General features: G+C 48.7%; 28 protein-coding genes. 1 reads left to right on the top strand and 27 read right to left on the bottom strand.

Translation table 11 applies throughout. The features are described from left to right. Positions 1-98: 98 nt before the first annotated feature. From rplS to MKX80_RS08850, 21 genes are all read right to left on the bottom strand, one after another. On the bottom strand, positions 99-446 hold the full coding sequence (rplS, locus tag MKX80_RS08950) for a 50S ribosomal protein L19 (RefSeq protein ID WP_003181728.1): 348 nt from the start codon (positions 444-446) through the stop codon (positions 99-101). Positions 447-584: 138 nt separating this feature from the next. After that, positions 585-1,316, bottom strand: a complete 732-nt coding sequence (gene trmD, locus MKX80_RS08945; protein WP_154999506.1) for a tRNA (guanosine(37)-N1)-methyltransferase TrmD — start codon at positions 1,314-1,316, stop codon at positions 585-587. After that, entirely contained in the window at positions 1,313-1,837 is a 525-nt protein-coding gene (gene rimM / locus MKX80_RS08940) for a ribosome maturation factor RimM (RefSeq protein WP_154999507.1), read from the bottom strand. Before rimM ends, trmD begins: the two co-directional genes overlap by 4 nt. A gap of 4 nt (positions 1,838-1,841) precedes the next feature. Next, positions 1,842-2,228 carry a YlqD family protein gene (locus MKX80_RS08935; RefSeq protein WP_003181722.1) on the bottom strand — a complete coding sequence of 129 codons (387 nt, stop codon included), beginning with the start codon at positions 2,226-2,228 and terminating at the stop codon, positions 1,842-1,844. Positions 2,229-2,365: 137 nt separating this feature from the next. Continuing rightward, entirely contained in the window at positions 2,366-2,611 is a 246-nt protein-coding gene (locus MKX80_RS08930) for a KH domain-containing protein (RefSeq protein WP_043925934.1), read from the bottom strand. After that, the gene (gene rpsP / locus MKX80_RS08925) at positions 2,611-2,883 is read right to left on the bottom strand and encodes a 30S ribosomal protein S16 (protein WP_006638197.1); all 273 of its coding nucleotides are present in this window, start codon (positions 2,881-2,883) and stop codon (positions 2,611-2,613) included. The genes MKX80_RS08930 and rpsP overlap by 1 nt, the downstream gene beginning before the upstream one ends. 107 nt (positions 2,884-2,990) lie before the next feature. After that, positions 2,991-4,331, bottom strand: a complete 1,341-nt coding sequence (gene ffh / locus MKX80_RS08920) for a signal recognition particle protein (protein WP_182070693.1) — start codon at positions 4,329-4,331, stop codon at positions 2,991-2,993. Between the two features lie 15 nt (positions 4,332-4,346). Further along, positions 4,347-4,670, bottom strand: coding sequence for a putative DNA-binding protein (locus MKX80_RS08915; RefSeq protein ID WP_043925936.1), 324 nt, complete (start codon positions 4,668-4,670; stop codon positions 4,347-4,349). 133 nt (positions 4,671-4,803) lie between these two features. Next, the gene (ftsY, locus tag MKX80_RS08910; protein WP_065644117.1) at positions 4,804-5,790 is read right to left on the bottom strand and encodes a signal recognition particle-docking protein FtsY; all 987 of its coding nucleotides are present in this window, start codon (positions 5,788-5,790) and stop codon (positions 4,804-4,806) included. Positions 5,791-5,806: 16 nt separating this feature from the next. Further along, positions 5,807-9,367, bottom strand: a complete 3,561-nt coding sequence (gene smc / locus MKX80_RS08905) for a chromosome segregation protein SMC (protein ID WP_216928927.1) — start codon at positions 9,365-9,367, stop codon at positions 5,807-5,809. 99 nt (positions 9,368-9,466) lie between these two features. Further along, positions 9,467-10,216, bottom strand: a complete 750-nt coding sequence (gene rnc, locus MKX80_RS08900; protein WP_075752863.1) for a ribonuclease III — start codon at positions 10,214-10,216, stop codon at positions 9,467-9,469. 141 nt (positions 10,217-10,357) lie between these two features. Then, positions 10,358-10,591: an acyl carrier protein gene (gene acpP / locus MKX80_RS08895; RefSeq protein WP_003181706.1), complete on the bottom strand. Its 234-nt coding sequence runs from the start codon at positions 10,589-10,591 to the stop codon at positions 10,358-10,360. Between the two features lie 76 nt (positions 10,592-10,667). Beyond that, on the bottom strand, positions 10,668-11,411 hold the full coding sequence (fabG, locus tag MKX80_RS08890; protein WP_023857217.1) for a 3-oxoacyl-[acyl-carrier-protein] reductase: 744 nt from the start codon (positions 11,409-11,411) through the stop codon (positions 10,668-10,670). Further along, complete coding sequence (gene fabD / locus MKX80_RS08885) at positions 11,398-12,357, bottom strand: ACP S-malonyltransferase (protein ID WP_176275650.1); 960 nt, start codon at positions 12,355-12,357, stop codon at positions 11,398-11,400. The genes fabG and fabD overlap by 14 nt, the downstream gene beginning before the upstream one ends. Positions 12,358-12,374: 17 nt before the next feature. Then, entirely contained in the window at positions 12,375-13,367 is a 993-nt protein-coding gene (plsX, locus tag MKX80_RS08880; RefSeq protein WP_003181700.1) for a phosphate acyltransferase PlsX, read from the bottom strand. Positions 13,368-13,384: 17 nt separating this feature from the next. Then, positions 13,385-13,951 carry a transcription factor FapR gene (gene fapR, locus MKX80_RS08875; RefSeq protein WP_003181698.1) on the bottom strand — a complete coding sequence of 189 codons (567 nt, stop codon included), beginning with the start codon at positions 13,949-13,951 and terminating at the stop codon, positions 13,385-13,387. Positions 13,952-14,067: 116 nt separating this feature from the next. Next, positions 14,068-16,116, bottom strand: a complete 2,049-nt coding sequence (recG, locus tag MKX80_RS08870) for an ATP-dependent DNA helicase RecG (protein ID WP_268343120.1) — start codon at positions 16,114-16,116, stop codon at positions 14,068-14,070. Next, entirely contained in the window at positions 16,094-16,996 is a 903-nt protein-coding gene (gene sdaAA, locus MKX80_RS08865) for an L-serine ammonia-lyase, iron-sulfur-dependent, subunit alpha (RefSeq protein WP_154997709.1), read from the bottom strand. The genes recG and sdaAA overlap by 23 nt, the downstream gene beginning before the upstream one ends. A gap of 17 nt (positions 16,997-17,013) precedes the next feature. Further along, the gene (gene sdaAB, locus MKX80_RS08860; protein ID WP_154997711.1) at positions 17,014-17,676 is read right to left on the bottom strand and encodes an L-serine ammonia-lyase, iron-sulfur-dependent subunit beta; all 663 of its coding nucleotides are present in this window, start codon (positions 17,674-17,676) and stop codon (positions 17,014-17,016) included. Between the two features lie 182 nt (positions 17,677-17,858). After that, positions 17,859-19,532, bottom strand: a complete 1,674-nt coding sequence (locus MKX80_RS08855) for a DAK2 domain-containing protein (protein ID WP_268332838.1) — start codon at positions 19,530-19,532, stop codon at positions 17,859-17,861. A gap of 17 nt (positions 19,533-19,549) precedes the next feature. Then, positions 19,550-19,912 carry an Asp23/Gls24 family envelope stress response protein gene (locus tag MKX80_RS08850; protein ID WP_154997715.1) on the bottom strand — a complete coding sequence of 121 codons (363 nt, stop codon included), beginning with the start codon at positions 19,910-19,912 and terminating at the stop codon, positions 19,550-19,552. A gap of 286 nt (positions 19,913-20,198) precedes the next feature. Here MKX80_RS08850 and rpmB point away from each other — a divergent pair, with 286 nt between their 5' ends. After that, a complete protein-coding gene (gene rpmB / locus MKX80_RS08845) occupies positions 20,199-20,387 on the top strand; it encodes a 50S ribosomal protein L28 (protein ID WP_003181685.1) in 189 nt (62 codons plus the stop codon). 118 nt (positions 20,388-20,505) lie between these two features. On the opposite strand, the gene spoVM is transcribed toward rpmB, so the two are convergent. From spoVM to MKX80_RS08815, 6 genes are all read right to left on the bottom strand, one after another. After that, positions 20,506-20,586: a stage V sporulation protein SpoVM gene (gene spoVM / locus MKX80_RS08840; protein ID WP_003221545.1), complete on the bottom strand. Its 81-nt coding sequence runs from the start codon at positions 20,584-20,586 to the stop codon at positions 20,506-20,508. Positions 20,587-20,671: 85 nt separating this feature from the next. Further along, on the bottom strand, positions 20,672-21,316 hold the full coding sequence (locus MKX80_RS08835) for a thiamine diphosphokinase (protein WP_154997717.1): 645 nt from the start codon (positions 21,314-21,316) through the stop codon (positions 20,672-20,674). Between the two features lie 74 nt (positions 21,317-21,390). Then, positions 21,391-22,047, bottom strand: coding sequence for a ribulose-phosphate 3-epimerase (gene rpe, locus MKX80_RS08830; RefSeq protein ID WP_268325745.1), 657 nt, complete (start codon positions 22,045-22,047; stop codon positions 21,391-21,393). 3 nt (positions 22,048-22,050) lie between these two features. Next, a complete protein-coding gene (gene rsgA, locus MKX80_RS08825; RefSeq protein ID WP_154997721.1) occupies positions 22,051-22,935 on the bottom strand; it encodes a ribosome small subunit-dependent GTPase A in 885 nt (294 codons plus the stop codon). Positions 22,936-22,947: 12 nt separating this feature from the next. Continuing rightward, positions 22,948-24,921 carry a Stk1 family PASTA domain-containing Ser/Thr kinase gene (pknB, locus tag MKX80_RS08820; RefSeq protein ID WP_154997723.1) on the bottom strand — a complete coding sequence of 658 codons (1,974 nt, stop codon included), beginning with the start codon at positions 24,919-24,921 and terminating at the stop codon, positions 22,948-22,950. Beyond that, positions 24,915-25,679 carry a Stp1/IreP family PP2C-type Ser/Thr phosphatase gene (locus MKX80_RS08815; protein WP_154997725.1) on the bottom strand — a complete coding sequence of 255 codons (765 nt, stop codon included), beginning with the start codon at positions 25,677-25,679 and terminating at the stop codon, positions 24,915-24,917. The genes pknB and MKX80_RS08815 overlap by 7 nt, the downstream gene beginning before the upstream one ends. Between the last annotated feature and the right edge of the window lie 5 nt (positions 25,680-25,684).

Genomic DNA, 25,684 nt, shown 5'->3' with positions numbered 1-25,684 from the left:
TTCTGTTATTGCTATTCTTTTAATGGTGCGGTGCATTTATACTTGTTTGACAAAAAAAGAGCTTGTTATGGTTAACAAGCTCTTTTCGTTCGTTATCATTATCGTCTGATTTCTTTAATACGAGCCGCTTTTCCACGAAGTTCGCGCAGGTAATAAAGTTTCGCACGGCGTACTTTACCATGACGGACAACTTCGATTTTCGCGATTTTCGGTGTGTGCAATGGGAATGTACGCTCAACTCCGACACCGTAAGAAATCTTACGAACTGTGAAAGTTTCGCTGATCCCGCCACCACGACGCTTAATCACGACACCTTCAAAAACCTGGATACGCTCACGGTTACCCTCGACAACTTTAACGTGTACACGTAAAGTATCACCAGGACGGAACGCAGGCAAATCAGTGCGCAATTGTTCTTTTGTGATTTCTTCAATCAATTTTTGCATCGTCTTCAACTCCTTCCAACAGATGCTCTTGCGCGAGTTAACCGGCACAGCGGAACATCGTTTTCAAACTTAAACGAGCGTTCCCGTTCAAGTCACAAGTAGTATCATACCACACCTTTTTCCCGGGTGCAATAGAATCTACCGGTTTTTCCATTCAGAAATCCATTTTCGCTCTTCTTCAGATAAAGGATAGTTTTCCAGAAGGTCGGGACGCCTTAAAAAAGTGCGCCTGAGAGACTCCTTCCGCCGCCATTCTTTGATTTTCGCATGGTTCCCGGATGTCAGAACGTCCGGCACCTTCAGGCCTTTATAATCTGCCGGCCGCGTGTAATGGGGATGTTCAAGAAGCCCCGTGCTGAAAGAATCTTCAAGGTGCGATTCTTCTTTGCCGAGCACGCCCGGCAAAAGCCGCACAACGCTGTCTGCGATCATCATCGCCGGAAGCTCTCCCCCTGTCAAAACGAAATCTCCGATCGAAATCTCGTCTGTAGACAGGTGCTCCCTGATCCGTTCATCATACCCTTCATAATGCCCGCAAATGAACATTAAATGTTCTTCCTGCGCCAGTTCTTCCGCCTTGTGTTGGGTATAGCGTTCCCCCTGGGGGCAGACGAGGATGATTCTCGGAGACCCTTCGGCTTCAGCCGTCAGCTTTTCGACCGCGTCAAAGACGGGCTGCGGTTTCAGCACCATTCCAGCTCCGCCGCCGTATGGATAATCGTCAACAGTTTGATGTTTGTTGTCGGAAAAGGCCCGAAAGTTCACCACGCGAAAACGGACAGCGTCCTTGTCCTGGGCTTTTTGCAGGATCGACGAGCCGAGCACGCCTTCAAACATTTCCGGAAAAAGCGTTAAAAAATCGATTTTCATTCGTCAAGTAACCCTTCCATGATATGAATCTTGATCGTTTTATCCGCCACGTTAATCTCTTTGACAACGGCGTCAATATAAGGGATGAGCGCGTCTTTCATTCCCGGTCTTGCCACGACCCAGACATCGTTGGCGCCCGGCGTTAAAATCTCTTTGACCTTGCCGATTAAATCCCCGTCTTCCGAGAAAACATCGCTGCCGATGATTTCATGAAAGTAGTATTCGTCTTCCGCCAACTGGCTTAATTGGTCTTCGGGAACTTTAATCAAGGCATTTTTTAATTTTTCGGCTTCGGTAAGCGTTTCAACCTCTTTAAACTGCAAAAGGTGGAACTGTTTGTGAAGCCTGTGGGCGCTGACGGTCACCTGGACAGGCTCGTCTTTTCCTTCCAGGAACAAGTAGAGCGTGTTTCCGGGCTTGTACCGTTCCTCAGGAAAGTCGGTTCTTGAAATGACGCGGACTTCGCCTTTTACCCCATGAGTATTAACAATTTTCCCTACATTAAACCATTGTTTCAGCATTTCTTCACCTCGGACGAATTTCAATGACGATCCCGTCTTTAATCACGATTGTTTTTCCCGCCGTCATATCATGCCAATTATCCCCGACTTCAATGTCCATTAAAGCGTCAATTTCTTTTTCCTTTACTTCGCTGCCAAGCGGCAGTGTGTGGATTTGATTGATTTGAAAAACGATCATTTTAATCTTGTCCTGGCGTTTTTCAATTTCTTTTTTAAATGACTCAGTCGCTGCCGGATTGTGGTGTTCCTTTTCGTGTTTCCTGAGCTGGAAATAGAGCTGGTTGCATTCGCGCTCAAGAATTTCCTTTCTTTCTTCAAAAGAAGCCAGCAGCTTTTTTTTGCTGTTTTCAGTCAAAACCTGCATGACGGTAACACGTTGGATAATTTGCATGGCATCATCACCTACTGTCCCGTGATTTTTCCTTTCCCTGAAATCCGGCAGCCTGGCATAAGCTGACAATCGGAATCGTTCATCTGTTTCTATTTTTCTTTCATGTTAAAAAAGGGGGAGGTTTTCACCCTCTCCCCTTAGTCTGCGATCTCAAGTTGAACTTTCTTAGAAGACTGTGCGCCTGCCGCAAATACGACAGAGCGTATCGCTCTTGCAGTGCGCCCTTTTTTGCCGATGATCTTGCCGGTATCCTCTCTGTTGACAGACAGGCGGAACATCGTCCGCTCTGGATTTTCCTCTTTGAAAACCTGAACATCATCCGGGTGATCCACAAGCGGTTTGACCAGTGATACAATCAGCTCTTCCAAGTGCAGATCACTCATTATTTGCTTTGTTTAGCGTTGTGGAATTTTTCCATAATGCCTTCTTTAGAGAACAGGTTGCGAACCGTGTCAGACGGTTTAGCTCCTGTTTGAAGCCATTTAAGCGCAAGCTCTTCGTCGATTTTGACTTCCGCTGGTTTTGCAACCGGGTTGTAAGTTCCGACTGTTTCGATGAAACGGCCGTCACGCGGTGAACGAGAATCTGCTACAACAATACGATAGAAAGGAGATTTTTTAGCTCCCATACGTTTTAAACGAATTTTTACTGCCATTTTACTAGCACCTCCGAAAATATTTCAACAAGATAGTATATTAACAATGATAAAAGTGTTTGTAAAGTGTTTTTTCTTAACAACGTTTTTATCATCTGAAAACAGGTTTACATGAAGGGCAGTTTAAACCCTTTTTTCTTGCCTTTTGTCATGTTTGTCATCTGTTTCATCATTTTTTTCATTTCTTCAAATTGCTTTAAAAGACGGTTAACTTCCTGAACGGATGTCCCGCTTCCTTTTGCAATCCGTTTGCGCCTGCTTGCATTGATGATCTCAGGCTGCTCTTTTTCCTTCCCGGTCATCGACTTGATGATGGCTTCGATATGGCTGAGCTGTTTTTCATCAACCTTAACGTTTTTTAAGCCTTTCATTTTGCCTGCGCCGGGCATCATTTGAATCAGGTCTTCAAGCGGTCCCATATTGCGGACCTGTCCGAGCTGTTCCAAAAAGTCGTCGAGCGTAAAGCTCATATTTTTCATTTTTTGCTCGAGTTCTTTCGCCTTTTCTTCGTCTACGTTGGCTTGGGCTTTCTCGATAAGGGTGAGCACATCGCCCATTCCGAGAATCCGCGAAGCCATCCGTTCGGGATGAAACGGCTCCAGCGCATCAAGCTTTTCGCCCATTCCGGCGAATTTGATCGGCGTGTTTGTCACGGCGCGGATTGACAAGGCCGCCCCGCCTCTTGTATCACCGTCAAGCTTCGTCAAGATGACACCCGTCACACCGAGCTGTTCGTTGAAGCTTTTGGCAACATTGACCGCGTCTTGACCCGTCATGGAGTCAACGACAAGGAAAATCTCTTCCGGCTGAGCTGTTTCTTTTACCTGCTCAAGCTCATCCATCAGTTCTTCATCAATGTGAAGGCGTCCCGCCGTATCGATGAGAACGTAGTCGTGATGATCTTCTTTCGCCTTTTCGATGGCCTGCTTGGTAATCTCCACCGGACTGACCTTGTCACCAAGTGAAAATACCGGCATATCGAGCTGCTTGCCGAGCGTTTCCAGCTGTTTGATCGCCGCCGGGCGGTAGATGTCTGCTGCCACGAGCAGCGGATTGCGGTTATGTTTTTTGCGAAGCAGGTTGGCAAGCTTTCCGGTCGACGTCGTTTTACCGGCCCCTTGCAGACCGACCATCATGATGACGGTCGGCGGACGCTTTGCAGCGGCAATCTTGCTTTCCTCGCCGCCCATCAGCTCCGTCAGCTCTTCTTTTACCACTTTAATGACCTGCTGTCCGGGCGTCAGGCTTTTCATAACGTCTTGTCCGACAGCTCGTTCGCTTACCTTTTTCACAAAATCTTTCACGACTTTAAAATTGACGTCCGCTTCAAGGAGCGCTAAACGGACTTCGCGCATCATGTCTTTGACGTCTTGCTCCGTTACTTTTCCTTTTCCGCGGATTTTTGAGATCGTTTGTTGCAGTCGGTCGGCTAATCCTTCGAATGCCATATTAAGTGCCGCCTCCTAATCTAATTTCTCAAGCGCATCGATCAGGGATTCCGCCTCGGGCTGACCGTCAGTCAGCTTTCTCAGCTCTTCAAAAATCTTTTTGCGCTCTTGAAATTTTTTAAACAAAAGTAGTTTTTCTTCATATTGCTCAAGCATGGCTTCCGTCCGTTTGATATTGTCATAGACCGCCTGCCTTGAGACATGATATTCTTCAGCTATTTCGCCAAGGGAGAAATCGTCTAAGTAGTAAAGCGACATGTAGCTTTTTTGTTTTGATGTCAACAACGACTGATAGAAATCGAATAAGTAATTCATTCTCGTTGTTTTTTCAAGCGTCATGAGACTCTCCCCTTTGTTAAGTCAAATCCCTTTACGATACACTAGTTTACGCTGAAATATTTGATCTGTCAAGTTTTTATCTTGTCATACATGACGGCGAAAAAGAAAACCCCGGCGAAGGGGTTTTCCGCGCCTATTCTTCTTTCTCGATCAGATCGGAAAACAGGCCGTATACATATGACTCTGCTTCAAACGGCTGCAGGTCATCCATTTTTTCTCCCAGTCCGACAAACTTGACCGGAATCTGCAGCTCGTGGCGGATGGCGAGGACGATGCCGCCTTTTGCCGTTCCGTCGAGCTTCGTCAGCACGATGCCAGAGACATCAGTCGCTTTGGAAAATTCGCGCGCCTGTGTCATCGCGTTCTGCCCTGTCGTCGCATCCAGTACGAGCAGCACTTCATGAGGCGCATCAGGCACTTCGCGCTGAATCACGCGCTTTACCTTTTCGAGTTCTTTCATTAAGTTCACTTTATTTTGCAGGCGGCCTGCCGTGTCGCAAAGCAGAACATCGGCGCCGCGGGCTTTCGCGGCTTGAACAGCGTCATAGATAACGGCCGCAGGATCCGAACCTTCCGCCTGTTTGACGACATGCGCGCCGACGCGCTCTCCCCACACTTCAAGCTGGTCGATCGCGCCGGCCCTGAATGTATCTCCGGCAGCAAGGACAACATTTTTGCCTTCTTTGATGAATTGATGGGCGAGCTTGCCGATCGTCGTCGTTTTGCCGACGCCGTTGACGCCGACGAATAAAATGATGTTTAAGCGGCCGTCTTCGACGCGGAGCTCTGCTGCTTCCTGCTCCCCGCCTTCATAGATTTCGACGAGCTTTTCAGAAATGACGGACTGAACCTCTTTCGGGTCCTGAATATTTCTTCGTTTGACCTCGCTCTTCAGTTCGTCAATCAGCTCCATCACCGTTGCAACGCCGACATCAGCGCTGATCAGAACCTCTTCAAGCTCTTCAAAAAAATCCTCGTCCACTTTCCGGTAGCGGGAGACAAGCTCATTGACCCGCTCCTGAAACGTATTTCTCGTTTTCGCCAGGCCTTCTTTAAATTTGCCTGAGACCGAATCGGTCTGCTGTGTGATTTTTTCTTTCAGTTTTTTAAAAAAGCTCATGTCCTGTAACCTCGCTTTATTGAACTAATTCTTTTGTTTCTTCAAGCTTGACTGAGACCAGCTTGGAAACGCCTGATTCCTGCATCGTCACGCCGTAAAGAACATCGGCTTCTTCCATGGTTCCTTTCCGGTGGGTGATGACGATAAACTGGGTTTCATGGCTGTATTTTTTCAAGTATTGGGCAAAGCGGAACACGTTCGCTTCGTCAAGCGCCGCCTCGACTTCATCCAGCACGCAGAACGGAACCGGTCTGACTTTGAGGATCGAAAACAGGAGCGCGATAGCCGTCAAGGCCCGTTCCCCGCCGGAAAGCAGGCTCAGGTTCTGCAGTTTTTTGCCCGGAGGCTGAGCGATAATATCGACGCCCGATTGGAGCAGGTCATTCGGATCTGTCAGCTTGAGCTCGGCTCTTCCGCCGCCGAACAGCGCCCGGAAGACGTCTTCGAAATGGGAACTGATCTGCGCAAATGTTTCCGCAAAACGCTTCGTCATTTCCTCATCCATTTCCTCGATAACCTTAAAGAGCGTATTTTTCGCTTCGAGCAGGTCGTCTTTCTGCTCCGAGAGGAAGAGGTAGCGTTCATTGACCCTTTCGAATTCCTCAATGCTGCCGAGGTTCACCGTTCCCAGCTCTTCGATCGCAAGCTTGATCAGCTTGACGCGCTTCCTCGCTTCTTCAGGGGAAAGCTCCAACGGATATTTTTCCCTTGCCCCTTCAAATGAAAGACCGTACTCTTCTCGCAGGAAAGAGAGCAGGTTGTCGAGTTCGACTTCCATGCGGCCGAGCTTGACTTCTTCGTCTTTTAAGAGACCGGCCATCTGCTTATACTGACGCTTCATTTCTTTCAGTTCCAGCTCTTCGGTTTCAAGGCCTTTTTGCAGTTTCATCCGCTGCTCTCTTCTTGAAGCGATAAGCTCTGCGGTTTTATTTTTGTCGTTCAGCTTCTTTTTCGCAGCTTCTTCAAGTTTTTCCTCACCGGAAGTATTGGAGGTCATCTCTGTCGTCAAGAAAGAAAGATCCTCTTCGGCCACCTTGAGCGCTTCCGCATTCTCGGCATACTCTTCTTCAAGCCTTGCTAGCTTTTCCCGTTCATTTGCACACGACTGTTCGGTTTTCGCCAGCACGACTTTCAAATCGGTCAGCTCGCTTTGCAGCGCTTCTTTCGTCGAGGTCTGCGTCTGTTTCCGCTCCGTCATGGCTTCGATTTCGGAATCGAGGCGCTTCAGCTCGCCGGCGATCGATGTGAGCTTTTCTTCAAGCTCTTTTTTACGCCTCTTCTTGTCTTCGTCTCCTTCGAGCAGAGCCGATTTTTCCTGGTCGTAGAGTTCCAAATGGCTGTTGACGTTTTTCTCGGCGATTTCGAGTTCGTACAGACGACCTTTGATTTCCTGCTGCTCGGTTCTTATGCGTTCTCCGTCCTCGCGGAGTGACTGAAGTTTGGCATCAAGCTCCTGAATCGTCAGCTTCAGGGTTTTCACTTCTTTTTCGAGCAATTCGGTTTTCTCTTCCATTTCTGCGAGGCGTTTTGTCTGGGCTTCCAGTTCCCTGTTGCGTCCCAGAAGCGAGCTGCTTTTTTTCTTAACAGCTCCTCCCGTCATTGAACCGCCCGGATTGACGACATCCCCTTCAAGGGTGACGATCCGGTACCTGTGGCCGAGCCGCTTAGCAAGGTCGTTGGCGCCTTTTAAATGCTCGGTGATCAGTACGGTGCCGAGCAGGTTTTGCACGACGGTCCGGTAGGCCGGATCAAACGAAACAAGCTCGCTGGCGATGCCGATGAACGACGGGTTTTCTTTCGCCGCCTCGATGTCTCTCGACTGGATGCGGCGCTCTTTGATGACGGAAAGCGGGAGAAAGGTCGCCCTTCCGAACGAATGCTTTTTCAAATATTGAATCGCCCGTCTTGCGGCATCTTCATCTTCTGTGACAACATGCTGGGCTGTTGCACCGAGCGCAATTTCGATCGCTGTTTCATACCGCTCGTCCGTCTTTAACAGCTCCGCAATCGCGCCGCGAATTCCCGGAAGCTCGCTCTTGGCCTTTAATACTTCTTTGACGCCTTGATAAAACCCTGAGAAGTCCTCCTGCATCGCTTCAAGCATTTCCTTTTTAGAGCGCGCCTGCTGAACGTATTGATAAGCCTGGTAAAGGGCGGATTCCTTTTTTTCGTACTGGCTTTTTTTCTGTTCGTAGCTTTTTTGCGCGTCCCTGAATGCTTGAATCTGGCTGTGAAGGCGCTCGTCCACGAGGCTGAATTCTTGTTCGGTTTTCATCTTTCGGTCGGCGATTTCCTTCCGCTCGCTTAAATATTTTTCATTGTTTTGGGCGAGCCGTTTTTGCTGTGCCGCAGATTGGGACATTTGGTCTTCAAGAAATTGAAGCTCGTTTCGGACGGAAGCCTGTTCGTTCAACAGCTCGAAGTAATCGCTTTTCAACTGTTCGATTTCTTCTTCTACATTTTCGCTGTATCCGGAGAGAGCCTGATTCTTTTCTTTCACCTGGCGGGCAAGCTCTTTTGTTTCGGTCTCGAGCTTTTCAAACACAAGCTTCTGCGCGGCGATTTTCTCTTTCAGGCTGCGCTCTTTTTCACTGCGGTGGACGATCGCTTCTTCAAGCTGGGCTCTGTTTTGCGTCGCGTTTTTTTTGCGTTCCTTCAGCACTTCTTTCCGGCCTTCAAGCTTCTCCAGTTCCTCGCTTGTCAAAAGCAGCACTTGCTGAAGCTCATCGACCGATTCGTCGAGCGCTTGAATTTTATCTCTTGCCTCTTCGATTTTGGCTTCTTTTGCCTGGATGGCCGCAGAAGATGACATTTCTTCATCTTTCGCCTTTTCGACTTTTTGCTGAAGGGATTCCCATTTTCCGTGAAGCTCTTCGATATCATGCGCCGTTAACGCGATTTCGATTTTTTCAAGCTCAGCCTTTTTTTCAAGGTAGTCTTTGGCGATCGATGCCTGCACTTTCAGCGGCTCCACCTGTCCCTCGAGTTCGTGGAGAATGTCTTCGACCCGGTTCAAATTGTCCTGTGTCTCAAACAGCTTGTTTTCGGCTTTTTTCTTTCTTGTTTTGTATTTTAATACGCCGGCCGCTTCTTCAAAGATGCTTCTTCGCTCTTCAGCCTTGCTGCTTAAAATCTCTTCGACTTTGCCTTGGCTGATGATGGAAAATGCTTCTTTTCCAAGCCCTGAATCCATAAAAAGATCGATGATGTCTTTCAGGCGGCACGGCTGGTTGTTGATGAGAAATTCGCTTTCTCCCGATCTGTAGACCCTTCTCGTCACACTGACTTCGTGAAAATCGATCGGCAAAAAGCGGTCGTCATTGTCAAGCGTCAGCGTCACTTCGGCAAGATTCAGCTTTTTCCGCGAGTCGCTGCCGGCAAAAATGATATCTTCCATTTTGCCGCCCCTGAGCGATTTGGCGGACTGTTCACCGAGCACCCAGCGGATCGCGTCAGTGATGTTGCTTTTTCCGCTGCCGTTCGGGCCGACGACGGCTGTCACGCCTTTTACAAAATCTACAGAAATTCGTTCTGCAAACGATTTAAATCCTATCACGTCTAAACGTTTGAGGAACATGGTGATCCTCCTTATGTATTAAAGTATTACAATTCTATCATAACCCTATGGAAAAGGCTCAAAATACATTGAAATCCCCCTGAGTTTTGCAAGGGGGATTTATTGTTTCATATGGTGTTTTTGCAGCTTCGCAAGCGCTTCTTGAGCGGCATGCTGTTCTGCTTCTTTTTTGGAACGGCCGCTTCCCACCCCAAGTACTTCTCCTTTTAGCGATACGTTTGCTTCAAATTCGCGGTTGTGCGCCGGTCCTTTTTCCTGAAGGATTTTATACTCCAGAATGCCTCGTCCGTCGCGCTGTACAAATTCCTGCAGCTGGCTTTTAAAATCCATCACATGAGAAAAAGCACCATCGTCGATTTTAGGGAAAACGTACGCTTTCAGAAAGGCCACGACAGCTTCGAGCCCCTGATCCAGATAGAGCGCACCGATAAAAGCTTCAAACACATCGGCTAAAAGCGCCGGACGCTTTCTTCCTCCAGTCATTTCCTCTCCTTTTCCCAATAGAACAAGCTCTCCGAAAGAAAGCTCGTGGGCCAGGGAAACCAAAGAAGGCTCGCATACGATCGCCGCTCTCAATTTCGTCAAATCACCCTCGCTCATCGCCGGGTATTTGGCGTATAAAAATTGAGAAATCGTCAGTTCCAAAACGGCGTCTCCTAAAAATTCAAGCCTCTCATTATCTTCATATGGCTTCTTTCGATGCTCATTCACATAAGATGAATGTGTAAACGCTTGATATAAAAGCTTCTCGTTTTGAAATTGAACCGAAATCCGTTCTTGAAACTTTTTAAACTGCTCCGCTTTCTTTTGAAACATTTTTTTGTCTCTGAAATGTGAATGTTTTGACATAGCAACCTCCATATGGGCACATCGAGTTCACCTCACCTCCTATGAAAAGGCAGGTTCGTGTATCATTGGGCAAAACATTAAAATTAAAGCCGCATTTATAAAGGGATAAAGCCCCGTCTTTAAACGGGACTTTAAATGAGCTTACTGCTTACTATTTATGTAGTTCACAGCGTCACCGACTGTTGCAATCTTTTCAGCATCTTCGTCAGAAATCTCCATATCAAACTCGTCTTCAAGTTCCATGACAAGCTCAACTACATCCAGGGAATCAGCGCCTAAATCCTCTTTAAAAGAAGCTTCAAGAGTGACGTCAGCTTCATCCACGCCGAGGCGGTCTACGATGATTTTTGTTACACGCTCTAATGCGTCTGCCATAGCTATTCACCTCCCCTCAAGTATTATAGTTGATTCGTTTTTAAAAAACCAGAGATAATTCAATTTTTGATTTCGTTTAAACCATAGCCATTCCGCCGTTGATGTTCAGCGTCTGGCCGGTCATGTAGCTCGCATGGTCAGATGCGAGGAAAACAACGGCGCTGCTGATGTCAGACGGATCGCCGAACCGTGCAAGCGGAATCTGCTTCAGCATTTCATCTTGAATGTCTTTTGTCAGCTTGTCCGTCATTTCCGTTGAAATAAATCCCGGAGCGATCGCATTAACGGTGATGTTTCTTGACGCCAGCTCTTTCGCCAGCGTTTTCGTCAAGCCGATCACGCCTGATTTAGCCGCGACATAGTTGGCCTGCCCGGCGTTACCGACGACGCCTACAACCGAGGTGATATTGATGATTCGGCCGCTTCTTTGTTTCATCATCTGTCTTGTCACAGCTTTAGAACAATTGAACACACCTTTTAAGTTTATGTTAATGACGTCGTCCCATTCATCTTCTTTCATTCTCATGAACAGATTATCTTTTGTAATTCCCGCATTGTTGACAAGGATGTCAAGCGTGCCGAAGCGTCCGACCGCTTCTTTCATCATCGCCTGAACTTCATCCGCATTGGAAACGTCTGCTTTAAAAGCAAACGCATCGCGGCCGAGCGCTTTGATTTCGTCTACAACTTCGTTCGCTTTCGCTTCATTTCCCGCGTAGTTAACGACGACATTTGCTCCGTTTTTCGCCAGGTCCAGGGCGATCGCGCGGCCGATCCCTCTTGAGGCTCCTGTAACAACGGCTGTTTTATTCTCCAGCATTTTCGTTTTCCTCCTTCAACGTTTGAACGGCAAGTTCAATTGTGTTCGGGTCTGATACAGCAATCGTTTTGACTCTGCGGTTCACTTTCTTCACAAGCCCTGACAAAACCTTTCCGGGACCGATTTCGATGAACGTTGTGACGCCTTCGTCAATCAAGCGGCTGATTGTTTCTTCAAAGCGTACAGGGGAATACAGCTGTTCAATCAGTTTATTCTTAATGTCGTCTTTATCCGTTACAAAGTCGGCCGTTACGTTGGAGACGACCGGAATCGCTGCATCGTTGATCGTGCACGCATCAAGAACTTCACGAAGCTTATCAGCTGCCGGCTTCATCAGTTCAGAATGGAACGGCCCGCTGACTTCGAGAGGAATCGCGCGTTTTGCGCCCTTTTCTTTGGCAAGCTCTGAAGCGAGCTCCACGCCTTTAGCTGTTCCCGAGATGACGATTTGCCCGGGGCAGTTCAAATTGGCAAGCTGAACAAGATTTCCTTCTTCAGAAATTTTGTCCGTCACTTCTTTCAGCGCCTCGCTGTCCATGCCGAGAATTGCCGCCATCGCGCCTTCTCCTGCCGGCACGGCTTCATTCATGAATTCGCCGCGCTTTCTGACGGCATAAACCGCATCTTTAAACGACAAGGCGCCGGCAGCTACCAATGCACTGTATTCGCCGAGGCTGTGCCCTGCCGCATAATCGGCTTTAATGCCGTATTCCTTCAGTTTTTCAAGCGCTGCGATGCTCGCCGTTAAAAGGCTTGGCTGCGCGTTGTATGTAAGCGTCAGTTCCTTTGCATCCCCTTCAAACATGAGGGTGCTCAGTTTTGTTTCAAGCGTTTGATCCGCTTCTTCAAAAATCTTCTTCGCATTCGGTTCTTTTTCATACAATTCGTGTCCCATGCCGATATGCTGCGAACCTTGGCCCGGGAATAGAAAAGCAATCTTGCCCATGTGTTAAAACCTCCAGACTATTCATCTGCTTTTTGTTGAATTTTTTCTTCGATAAATGCCGCGACATTTTGACTGACCATCTCTCTTGCCTGGCGGATCGCGTGATAAACAGCACGTCCGTCAGATGATCCGTGCGCTTTAATGACGGGCGCCTTTAAGCCGAACAATCCGGCTCCGCCGTATTCAGAGTAATCCATTTTTGTTTTCATTTCTTTCAGCTTCGGCTTCAGCGCAGAAGCGGCGAGCTTCGCCGTGAAGCTCGAAGTCAGCGTCGTTCTCAGCATTTTAAAAATGGACAGCGCCGCGCCCTCGACTGTTTTCAAGGCAACGTTACCGGTAAAGCCGTCTGTCACGATGACATCAGCGACTCCGTCCAGCATGTCGCGTGCTTCCACATTGCCGATGAAGTTCAGATCGGTTTCCTTTAATTTTTGAAAGGTCTGCTTGGCAAGCTCATTTCCTTTTTTGTCTTCGGTTCCGACGTTTAAAAGTCCGATGCGCGGATTTTTAACGCCCAGCACCTGTTCTCCGTAAACAGATCCCATAATGGCGTATTGAACGAGATGTTCGGGCTTGGCGTCCACATTCGCTCCGACATCAAGAAGGAGAAAGCCGTCACCGGAGACGGTCGGCAATGTCGGTGCCAACGCAGGCCTTTCAATCCCTTCAATCCGGCCGACAATAAAGAGCCCGGCCGTCATAAGCGCTCCGGTGTTTCCTGCGGAAATGCAGGCATCCGCCCTGCCTTCAGCGACTTCCCCAGCCATCAGAACCATCGATGAATTCTTCTTTCTTCTGACGGCTCTGACAGGCTCGTCTGTCGCTTCGATGACTTCTTCCGCATGTTTAACAGTGATCCGCCCGTGTTCTGTTAAATGGGCGGCTATTTTTTCCCGGTCGCCGATCAGCGTGATCTCGAGGTCTTCAAAATCTTCGACCGCTTTCATCACGCCTTCAATAACCGCTTTGGGAGCATTGTCTCCTCCCATGGCATCTACAGCAATTTTCATGACTTACGCGCCACCTTCTATGATTGTTTTGAACGATACATGACAAATTCGCCTGAAAACACAGGCTCTTCGGCAACATAGCTGTTCACTTCAACAACTGTTCTGCCTTTATCTTTATCAAGTTTCACGACTTTTGCTTTTGCAACGACCCGTTCGCCTTGCTTGACCTGCCTGGTAAAGCGGATGTCCGCTTTGGCTGTCAATGCGAGCTCATCATCGATGAGGGCGACGGCGAGCGAGTTGGCCTGGGCAAACAAATGGTGCCCCCTGGCGATTTGATTTCGGCTGAAAACATGCTCCCTTCTGATCTCAAGAATGGAAATCGCGTGCTCATCCAGCTCCAAGTCAATGATCTCGCCAATGACCTCGTCGAGCGGGAGAGACTTGACTTCATCTTCAAGAGATTTCTCGGCAACACTTTTGATTCTTTCTCTCAGTTCAGGTATGGAAAGTTCCAAACGGTCCAAGCGAATCGTCTGAATGCTGACGTTAAATTTCTCCGCTAACTCCTCGTCCGTAATAAACGGGGTCGTACGAATCGTCTGCTGCAGCAATTCTTGGCGTTCCCTCTTACTTTTTCTCATGTTTTTAAACACCATCCGCGCAATTATGACTAGGTACTAATAGTAGTATATAATTTCATAGATTGGAATGCAATCTTTCTTTACCCGCCGACGATAAATTTTCACGGGACTTCAGGTCAGCTCAGCTTTTCTCCGTCCATAACCCCGCTGTTTTTCAAGTGTTCCCGCAGGTTTTCATATTCGGCATCCGTCCAGAACGCTTTTGAAGAGACAAGTTCTGAAGCGTCTCTTCTTGCCGTTTCCAGCGCGCGGTAGTCGTGAACCATGTCGGCGACTTTAAACTCCGGCATCCCGCTCTGTTTTTTGCCGAAGAAGTCCCCGGGCCCTCTAAGTTCAAGATCCTTTTCAGAAAGCTCAAAGCCGTCCGTCGTCTCAGACATGATGCTCATGCGCTCTTTGCCCGTTTCTGATTTCGGGTCTGCCATTAAGATGCAATACGACTGGTGGTCGCCCCGCCCGACCCGGCCGCGAAGCTGGTGCAGCTGGGAAAGACCGAACCGGTCGGCATCATAGATCAGCATGACCGTCGCATTCGGAACGTTTACCCCGACTTCAACGACGGTTGTGGAAACGAGAATCTGGCATTCGTTTTTGCTGAACTGCCTCATCACCTGTTCTTTTTCGTCATTTGACAGCTTTCCGTGCATGAGACCGATCTGCCATCTTCCTCTGAAGGCATGGGTCAGCATGCTGTGCACATCGATCGCGTTTTGAACGTCGAGCTTGTCCGATTCTTCAATCAAGGGACAAATCACATACGCCTGTCTGCCTTTTTTAAGTTCTTTTTCGATAAACGCGAGAATCCGTTCGAGCATGTCGTGCTTCACCCAATAAGTCTCAATCCGCTTTCGCCCAGCCGGCATTTCATCGATGACGGACACATCCATTTCCCCGAAAACCGTGATCGCCAGTGTTCTCGGAATCGGCGTCGCCGTCATAAACAAGACATCGGGATCTTTCCCCTTGCTTCTCAGTTTTTTTCTTTGCTCGACGCCGAAGCGGTGCTGTTCATCGGTGATCACGAGTCCGAGCTGTTTAAAGTGGACATCGTCTTGAATAAGGGCGTGCGTCCCCACTAAAATATCTATTTCTCCTTCTTTTAATCTTTCTAAAAGCTCTCTTCTCCTTTTCCCTTTCACAGAGCTTGTTAAAAGCGCCACATTGACATCGTGTTGCTCAAAGAGAGATACAAGCGAATCGGCGTGCTGTTCCGCCAGTATTTCGGTCGGCACCATCATCGCCCCCTGGAATCCCGAAAGCAGCGAGGCGTATAACGCAATCGCGGCGACGGCTGTTTTGCCTGAACCGACGTCTCCTTGCAAAAGCCGATTCATTTTATACCCTGAAGCCATATCCCTTAATATGTCGTCGAGCGCTTTCGCCTGCGCGTTTGTCAAAGGAAACGGAAGGCTTTTGACAAACGAATTGACGTCTTCCAGCTGAAAGGTGTGGCTGATTCCGTCGGACGCTTCCCGCTCGAACTTCCGCAAAGCCTGCATTTTCAGCTGAAACAATAAAAATTCCTCATACACAAAACGGCGCCGGGCATGTTTTAAAGCTTCCCTCGACTCGGGCTTGTGCATCGCCTTTACCGCCTCCTGGTAAGACAGAAGTTTATAGGCGGTCCGAAGCTTTTCCGGAAGGGGATCTTCGGCGAACGGCAAATGGCTGCGGACGGCTTCTTGAATCAATTTCCTCATCGTCTTTACGGTGATGTTTTCTTTGACAGAGTAGACGGGTTCAATTGATTGGTCACCTTGGTGCGGCCCGTTTTTCAGCTCCTGCACCATCACGGATTGTCTGTGCTTGTCCCATTTTCCGGTTACGGTAACAATCGAGCCGATCGCAAGCTTTTTTTTCAAATAAGGCCTGTTAAAGCAAACCGCTGTGATCAAATAGTTTCCGACCAATAGCCGGAATGTGAGGCGGCTCCGCTTTTTCCCGTAATAGGCAAGAGAAGGCTCGCTGTGAACCTTCCCTTCCACCGTCACTCGTTCGTCGTGTGCCACTTCTTCCAAATCGCGCAATTCATAATCGTCATATCGGTACGGGAAGTAGTTTAAAAGATCGAGAACCGTATAGATTCCAAGCTCGTTTAACGTTTTTTCCGTTTCCGTCCCGACGCCTTTTATAACAGATATACTAAGTTGCAGATTGTGTTCCACGTGCAGCTGACGCTCCTCCGAATATTTTTTTCTCCAATTCTTTGCCCGTCGGTGTTGCGGCAAGACCGCCCCGGCCTGTTTCCCTCAGTGCCGTCGGCATCGTCTGGCCGATTTTGTACATCGCATCGATCACTTCATCGCATGGAATGCGGCTTGTAATGCCGGCAAGCGCCATATCAGCCGCGACCATTGCGTTGGCTGCGCCCATCGCGTTCCGCTTCACACACGGGACCTCAACGAGCCCTGCGACAGGATCGCAGACTAGACCGAGTACGTTTTTTAAAGCGATCGCCATCGCTTCGGCGCACTGTTCAGGGGTTCCGCCCGCCATTTCGACGATGGCGGCAGCCGCCATGCCCGAGGCTGATCCGACTTCAGCCTGACAGCCTCCGGCGGCTCCCGAAATGCTCGCATTGTTGGCAACGACGAATCCGAACGCTCCCGATGTAAATAAAAAGCGGACCATCTGCTCTTTCGTCGGCTGAAGTTTCTCTTTTACCGCAAAGAGCGTCCCCGGGACAACGCCGGCCGATCCGGCCGTCGGCGTTGCGCAAATCGTTCCCATCGCAGCGTTGACTTCATTTGTCGCAACCGCTTTGCTGACAGCGTCAAGGACGACATCCCCTGACAGCCCTTTGCCCGATTTGAGGTAGGCCTGAAGCTTAACGGCGTCTCCCCCCGTCAATCCTGAGTGCGACACGACGCCTTCAATACCTTTTTGAACAGCATCTTCCATCACGGCCAAGTTGGCTTCCATCTGCTTGAATATTTCTTCCCGTGTCCGGCCTGACACCTCGATCTCTTGCGTGATCATGATTTCAGAGATGGGCACGTTCTTTTCTTTTGTCAGCTGAATTAATTCTTTCACATTTCGAAACATATCGTCTCACCCTCCTTTTAGTCAGCGATCTGGGTCACCTCAATGATGTTCGGCAGCGCTCTCAATTCTTCAAAAACAGCCGGATCAATCGTTTGATCGACCTCAATCGTCATGAGCGCTTCCTGGCCGACGTCTTTGCGGGCCACTTCCATATGGCCGATGTTGATTGCGAACTTTGCAAGCACATTGGCTACGCCTGCAATCGTTCCGTAGCGGTCGTTATGGACGACTAAAATAGCGGGGTGATTTCCCGATAATCTGAGTTCAAAGCCGTTCAGCTCAATGATTTCGATTTTCCCCCCGCCGATTGAGATGCCTGCGAGTTCAAGGGAGCCTTCATCATCAGAGATGAGGATGCGGGCTGTATTGGGATGCTTCGGAACCGCTTCTTCTTCCCGAAACTCGATGGCGATTCCCTTTTCTTCGGCTAGGCGGATGGAATCTTTGATTCTTTCATCAAATGTATCAAAATCCAAAAGGCCGCCGATGATCGCAACATCTGTTCCATGTCCTTTATATGTTTCGGCAAAAGAACCGTACAATGACACGATGATTTGTTTCGGCTCCCTCCCAAACACGCTTCTGGCGACTCTGCCGATTCTGGCCGCGCCGGCCGTATGAGAACTTGACGGTCCGATCATGACGGGCCCGATAATATCAAACACACTTCTGTACTTCATCCTTATCCCCCTTTTACACACAGATTCCCCCGCTGTATACGGAGGAAAAAAAGCCGTTTTTTTTAGACTAATCGATCATTCCCCGATTGGCAAGCAGACAATCGCCCGAGCGGGCTGATGCTTTAAAAAAAGCCAAAAGAAGAGAAGGGCTTTTATCAACATGCCCTTCTGCCTTTGATCCTTTATTCAACAGCCAAAATGTAGGAATACAGCGGCTGTTTTCCGTCGTGCACTTCTACTTCAACGTCTTCGTACGTCTCGCTGATGAAGGCTGCGAGTTCTTCGGCCTCTTCTTCCGGCGCGTCTTCTCCTTTGATCACAGTGACGATTTCGCTGTCTTCAGCGATCATGCCTGCGATCAGCTTTTTCGCTGCTGTTAACTGGTCAGACGCCGTCTCAACGATTTTTCCGTTTAATATGCCCATAAAATCGCCTTTTTTAATATCGATGCCGTCAATGTTTGTGTCTCTTACCGCATAGGTGATTTGTCCGCTTTTCACCTCGCCGATTGCATCAAGCATAGCGGCTTCATTTTCGTCCGCTCCAAGGGCCGGGTTGAATGCGAGCAGTGCGGCCATCCCTTGAGGAACGGTCTTCGTCGGGATGACAATCACATGTTGTCCGGCAACATCCGCAGCCTGGTTCGCCGCCATCACAATGTTTGAATTATTCGGCAGGATCACAACCGTGTCCGCATTGGCGTCTTTGATCGCCTGAACGATGTCTTCCGTGCTCGGATTCATCGTCTGGCCGCCTTCTATGACCTTTGTGGCGCCGATGCTTTCGAAAAGCTCGGCAATCCCTTCTCCCATAGCAACTGTGACGATGCCGTACGGCTGTTTTTCTGCCGGAGCTTTTTCAGCCGGTGTAGCTGTCTCCTGTTTGTTCTGACTGAGAATCGCGGTGTGCTGTTCTCTCATATTTTCGATTTTCATGTTGATGAGGCTGCCGTATTTTTGCGCATAAGTCATGACTTCCCCTGGATATTCGGCATGGATGTGCACCTTGGCGATATTTTCGTCTGAGACGACGAGCAGCGAATCACCGAAGCCGCTTAAATCCTGGCGGAACGTATCTTCATTAAAGTTTCTTTTGCCGCTGTCGAGCTTCACCATAAACTCCGTGCAATAGCCGAATTCGATGTCTTCTGTGTTCATGTGGCTTTGAGCGTTTTTATGGTGCTCCGCACTGACAAGATCATTCAATGACGGAAGTGCAGCCGCTTTTTCAGAAAGCTTTTCTCCCTTTAAAGAAGCGAGAAACCCTTCATATACGTAAAGAAGCCCTTTTCCGCCGCTGTCGACGACACCGACTTCCTTTAAAACCGGAAGCAGCTCAGGCGTCCGCTCCAATGAAGCCTCCGCTTCATTCACGACGGCTTCCATCACCTTGATGATATCGGTTTCAGTTTGAGCGGTGAGCACAGCTTTTTTTGCCGCATCTTTGGCAACCGTCAAGATCGTGCCTTCGACCGGTTTCATGACGGCCTTGTAGGCGGTGTCAACTCCGGCCTGAAACGCGGCGGCAAATTCTTTCGCGTTAATTTCCGATTTCTGTTCAATCGATTTGCCAAAGCCTCTGAACAGCTGGGATAAAATGACGCCCGAGTTTCCCCGCGCTCCCATCAGAAGCCCCCTTGACAGGCTTTGTGCCACTTTTCCGATATTGGCGGTATCGATTTGCTCCACTTCTTTTGCACCGGATGTCATCGACAGATTCATGTTCGTTCCTGTATCTCCGTCCGGAACCGGAAATACGTTTAACGCATCAACTACATTTGCGTTTTGAGACAGATGGTGTGCGCCGTACAGAACCATTTCTGCAAAAGCTTTTCCATCCAGATTTCGTATAGACACTCTTGTTTTCCTCCTAACTACGGGTTCGTCACTCGTACTCCTTGAACGTAAATATTTACGGAATCTACTGCAAGACCCACTGTATGGTCGAGCGTATATTTGACTTTTGTTTGAACATTATGTGCCACTTCTGAAATTTTTGTTCCGTAGCTAACAATGATGTACATGTCAATATGAATACGATCTTCTTCCTGGCGGACGAGAACGCCTCTTGCAAAGTTTTCTTTTCTAAGGATTTCAGTCAGTCCGTCTTTAATTTGGTTCTTGGATGCCATACCTACGATCCCGTAGCAGTCGATCGCTGCGCCTCCTGCAACCATGGCGACCACTTCGTTTGATATATCAATCTGTCCGTATTTTGTTCGGAATTCAATGGACACGTTGGTTCCTCCTTTTCGAGTCTCGCTTTTGACCTCTGGTTATCATCATTCTACTATAAGGACCTTCTTTTTAAAAGAACAGGCAGGCTTCTCTCCAAACCTAACCCTACTTATACTACAGCGCGTTCATTTTTTCAAGATGTCAAGGGATTTTTCTTGAAAGCAGAGTAATCAATAGTTGCAAACGGTTTTTAGCTGTGGTAAATTATTAAAGTATCTGAAGCATCACAGGTGATCAACTGATAAAGAATGATGATGTTTTTTTTGATAGTTAGGAGGGAAACAAATGGCACGTAAATGCGTTATTACAGGCAGAAAATCACGTTCTGGCAACTCTCGTTCTCACGCGATGAACGCTTCTAAACGCACATGGGGCGCTAACGTTCAAAAAGTGCGCATCCTTGTGAACGGCAAGCCTAAAAAAGTATATGTATCTGCTCGAGCTTTGAAATCTGGAAAAGTTGAGCGTGTATAAGAAAAAATAAACGCCTGCCAAGAGCGACTGTACGCTTTAGGCAGGCGTTTTTTCGTTCCTCTGCTTTCCGGGGAGAGCCCTTTGACCCGCTCCGCAAAAAAAGCGCACCCGGCGCTTCTTAGTCTTTGCGAAACGAGCCAAGCATCGCCCGGACGATTCCCCCTAAAAACTTCGGTAATTTGATGGTGTAAAATTTCATTCCCTTCCCTCCTCAAAGAGTCCGCAACCGCATCCACCTTCAACATCGAATCCCAAACACAAAGCGAGCGGAAGCGCCAGGATATTTAATCAGTGCTTCTTATCATTATTAATATGCCTTCAGAAAACGAAAAAGCACCTTGTGAATGGATGAGTTCGTTACTAATACATAGTGTCGAACCGAGAGCAATATGACACTTATTTAAAGAATACTTAAATCCTTCGAGAGAAAGGTTTTTTACCGTCTCCGTAAACGGCAGGAATGAAATATACGGTTTTGTTTGATCATGCATGACGGTGTAGGAGCCTGGGGGATGCATGCTGATCGTATTTTGACGGTCGATCATGACGGTCTTGACGTTTTGCTTCATTGCGGTATAAAGAAGGTGCAGATTCCCGAGAAAATGGTCTGCTCTGCCTCCCGAAATGCCGAACATTCTAATGAATGAAGGCCGCTGTCCAACGGCCCAGCTCAACGCAAGATCCAAATCCGTCTGATCTTTTTCCGCCTGATAAATATGGAGGCGAGGAGCAGCCTTTTCAATGGCTTTTTTTTGTTCTTCTGTGATGCTGTCAAAATCCCCGAATGCTTCATCAGGCACGATCCCCGCTTCCAAAAGGGTTACAGCGCCTCTGTCAACCCCGACCCAAATCGCATCCCCGTCCTGATACTGCAGCAAGTCGGGAATCAGATGATCAGGGCCTCCCGCTACAATATTGATCGTTTTCATCGCATTGTCCTTTCTGTGAACGCCCTAAAAAAAGAGCGCAGCTGCAGAAAGCCGGCTCTCTTTCATCGGTAAACCTACCCAAGCGCACCTTTTATATCGAAAATGGCTTTTTTGCGGTCTTTTTCGTTATAAACGGCAGATCCTGCAACAAGCAGGTTCGCTCCCGCTTCGATACACTGTCTTGCCGTATTTTTGTTGACGCCCCCGTCCACTTCAATCAGCAGGTCGTCAAGTCCTTTTTGCTCAGCCATCTCCTTGACCTGCCTGATTTTCGGCAGGACTGAGGAAATAAACGACTGTCCGCCGAAGCCCGGATTCACCGTCATCAATAATACGAGATCAAGGTCTTCAAGCACATGCTGGATCTGCTGCACAGGGGTATGCGGATTCAAGACGACACCCGCTTTGACCCCTTGTTCTTTAATGAGCTGGATCGTCCTGTGAAGGTGCGGGCACGCTTCAACATGGACGGACAAAATATCGGCGCCCGCTTTTGCAAAAGCAGGTATATAGCGGTCAGGCGCTTCGATCATTAAATGAACGTCGAGCGGAAGTTCAGTGATCGGGCGGACGGCTTCCACTACAAGCGGCCCGATGGTCAGGTTGGGAACGAAATGGCCGTCCATCACATCGATGTGGATGAAATCGGCGCCGCCTTGTTCCACATCTCGAATTTCTTCCCCTAGACGGGCAAAATCAGCTGAAAGAATCGAAGGAGCAACATATACCATATCTTAATACCTCGGCTTTCTATCTTTGATCTCTGTTAAAAATTCAACATAATGGTCGTAGCGATACTGGGCGATTTCACCGTTTTCCACGGCGCGTTTGACCGCGCAGTTCGGCTCTTTCATATGCAGGCACCCACGGAACTTGCATTCGGCACTTTTTTCACCGATTTCCAAAAATGTAGACCCTAAATCTTCAGCTTCAATACCGGCAAACTCAAGCGAGCTGAAGCCCGGGGTGTCCGCGACGAGCCCGCCGTTTATATCGATCAGCTCCACATGGCGAGTTGTATGCTTTCCCCTTCCCAAGTGGGTGGAAATCCCGGCGGTTTTCAGTTCAAGGTCAGGGCTGATCGCATTTAAAAGCGAAGATTTGCCCACGCCGGACTGGCCGGCGAATACAGTGATTTTATCTTGAAAATGGGGGATGATGTCTTCGATGCCGCTTCCGTTTTCCATCGATGTCAAATAGACGCTGTACCCGATGTTCCGGTAGTCTTCGGCATATTGGTGAATCCGCTCTTTCAGCGCGTCATCATCCACGAGATCCATTTTCGTGATGCATATGATCGGACTAATATCCGCCGCTTCAACCAGCACTAAAAAACGATCCAATAGCGACGTGCTGAATGTCGGCTCCTTTGCCGAAAACACGAGAACCGCCTGATCCACGTTGCTGATCGGAGGTCTGACCAATTCATTGAATCTGTCTTTAATTTCGAGAATGTAGCCTTCCTTATCGTTATCGGCCTGGTAGACGACATCGTCGCCGACGAGAGGGGTTACTTTATTTTTTCTAAAAACCCCTCTTCCCCTGCACTGAATGACCTGATCGCCATCTAATACATAGTAAAATCCGCTTAATGCTTTAATGATTTTGCCCTCAGGCATATCGCACCTCCCTTATTCATCCTCAGGATATTCAATCGTTTTTGACCTGACCACTTTATCGTTGATCGTTACTTGATAATACCCTTTTTGGCCGGGCGCAATCCTGAATTTGATCGTCCGCTCCGCCGGCGCCGTGATTTTAAAATTTTCGTAGACGTCGGAAATGCTGTGTTCTTCATCATCGATCGAAATTTGGACGTTTTGTTCTTCGCCCTCCGCTCCCGGTTCATAAGGGATATCAATTTTCTCGGTCACCGTTTTGACGGGCTTTTTTTCAGGTCCGAGTGAAAACGTGACCTCGACTTTGTCTCCCGGCTTAACGGATGCCCCCGCCTCAGGCTTTTGTTTGATGACCTGACCTTCCGGCACGTCTTCGGAATGCGCCTCCTTTTCGACTAGGACAAGCTGATGGTCATCCAAATAGCCCGAAGCCGCCTGTTTGCTGTATGTTTTTAAATCCCTCAAAGTAATGGCTTCCGGACCGAGGCTGACCGTTAATTTGATCTCGTCGTCGGCGGCAACGATTTCGGTTCCGGCTGCAGGGTCCTGTTCGATGACGGTGCCCGCTTCTTCTTCATGGTGCACTTCTTCTGTTTTGATGTTTTTAAAGCCTTTTTGCTCGAGATGCTTCTTGGCGGCGTCGACTTTCTGGCCGACCACATCATCCACTTCTGTTTTCTCTTTGCCTGAGCTTTTATAAAGCTTGACAGTTGAGCCTTCCTTTACGATATCGCCGGCTGCAGGGTCCGTTTTCACGATCAGCCCTTCTTCAATTTTATCGTCGGCAATGTCTTCAGCATTCGGATCCACTTCAAACCCTTCGTCTTCAAGCTTGATGACGGCTTCTTCATACTCAAGGCCGGCAACGTCGGGAACGGCAACGTCTTTTGGAATAAAGAGCGATGGAAACACCGTCAAGGCCAAGACGGCTGACACAGCGAGAACGAAAAACACCGTCAGCAATATAAGCGGCCATTTCTTTCTTTTTTTCTTCTTGTTTGCTTTTGCCTGCTTCTTCTTTTCTTTTTTTGACAATGGAGCCGCTTCCTCTTGTCCGTCGCCGGATTGCGGGCTGCTCTCATCTTCCGGCAGGTTCTTGATGATCGGAACAGCTTTCGTCATCTCATCATCGGATTCAATCGTGAATCGCTTTTCGTTGAGCCTGTCCGGGTCGAAAGCCGTTTTCAAATCGTTTTCCATCTCTTCGGCCGCTTCATAGCGGTGGAATGGATCTTTTGCCATCGCTTTCAGGACGACGTTTTCTATGCTTTGCGGCACGGCCGGATTCCACCTTTTTACCGACGGCGTTTCTGATTGGAGATGCTTCAGCGCGATGCTGACCGCTGATTCTCCTTCAAACGGCGTTCGCGCCGTCAGCAGCTCAAAAAGCACGATGCCGAGCGAGTAGATATCGGATTTTTTCGTAGACAATCCGCCTCTCGCCTGTTCAGGCGACAAATAATGGACAGAGCCCAAAACCGAGTTGGTGTGCGTGATGGTCGTCGAGCTGAGTGCCATGGCGATGCCGAAATCGGTCACTTTAATGTGGCCCATATGATCGATTAAAATGTTGTGGGGCTTAATATCCCGGTGGACAATCTGGTTATCATGGGCATGTGCGATGGCGGATACAATCTGCTCCATAATTTGGACCGCTTCTTTCGGATGAAGTGGGCCTGTTCGGTTTATGTATTCTTTCAGGGTCATCCCCTCGACGTACTCCATCACGATATAATAGATGTCATCTTCTTCTCCGACATCATAAATGCTGACGATATTCGGGTGGTCGAGGCTTGCAGCGGACTGCGCTTCCCTTCTGAACCGCCTGATAAAATCGGCATCGTGAACGAAGTCAAACCGCAGCACTTTAATTGCGACTTCACGGTCAAGGATGATGTCCAGCGCTAAATAAACGTTCGCCATCCCCCCGCCGCCGATGGCGCGCAGGATTTCGTAACGTCCGCTGATCCGTCTGCCGATTAACACTTGTCTTCACCTTCTTCAATTTGAGAAGGAAGTTCCAATAGCGCGACGGTGATATTGTCTTCGCCGCCGTTGTCATTGGCCAGCTGAACGAGCTGTTCCGCTTTTTCCTCCGCAGAAGAAAGAGCCGTGAGCATCTCCTTCAGTGTCTCATCTTCCACTTTATTCGTGAGCCCGTCAGAGCATAGTAGAACTTGATCGCCCGGTTCGATTTCAAAAGTATGGGCTTCAACCTTCACTTCCGGATCTGTGCCGAGCGCTTTTGTCAGCACGTTTTTCCGCGGATGGTGTTCGGCATCCTCCTTCGAAATCCCCCCTGTCCGCACGAGTTCATTGACAAGCGAGTGATCTTCCGTCAGTTGTATGAAATTGCCGCCTTGCAGGAGATAGCAGCGGCTGTCTCCGATATGGGCGACCGTCAGCGTTTTTCCCGTGTATAAAGCGCAGACGACCGTTGTCCCCATTCCCTGGCACTCTTCATGCGCCCTCGAATGGTCGAAAAGTTTTTGATTGATCGCTGAAATCTGCTCTTTCAGCCATGCTTCGCTTTCAGCCGGCGAAGCCGGGACTTCTTCGGTTTCCTCCCAGATATCCCGAAGGGCTGAGACGGCCATCCTGCTGGCGACATCGCCGGCCAGATGACCTCCCATTCCATCGCAGACAACAGCTAAAACCAGTCCGTTTTTTTCCGTAAAAATGCCGGCATCGTCTTCATTGTGCTGGCGTATTTTTCCCCTGTCCGTTTTTAAGGCTGTTTTCAACCTTG

The organism is Bacillus sp. FSL K6-0972 (assembly GCF_037976035.1).
Classification (GTDB): Bacteria; Bacillota; Bacilli; order Bacillales; family Bacillaceae; genus Bacillus; species Bacillus haynesii.
The sequence above is the reverse complement of the archived record's forward strand: the minus strand, read 5'-3'. Positions and strand labels throughout refer to the sequence as shown.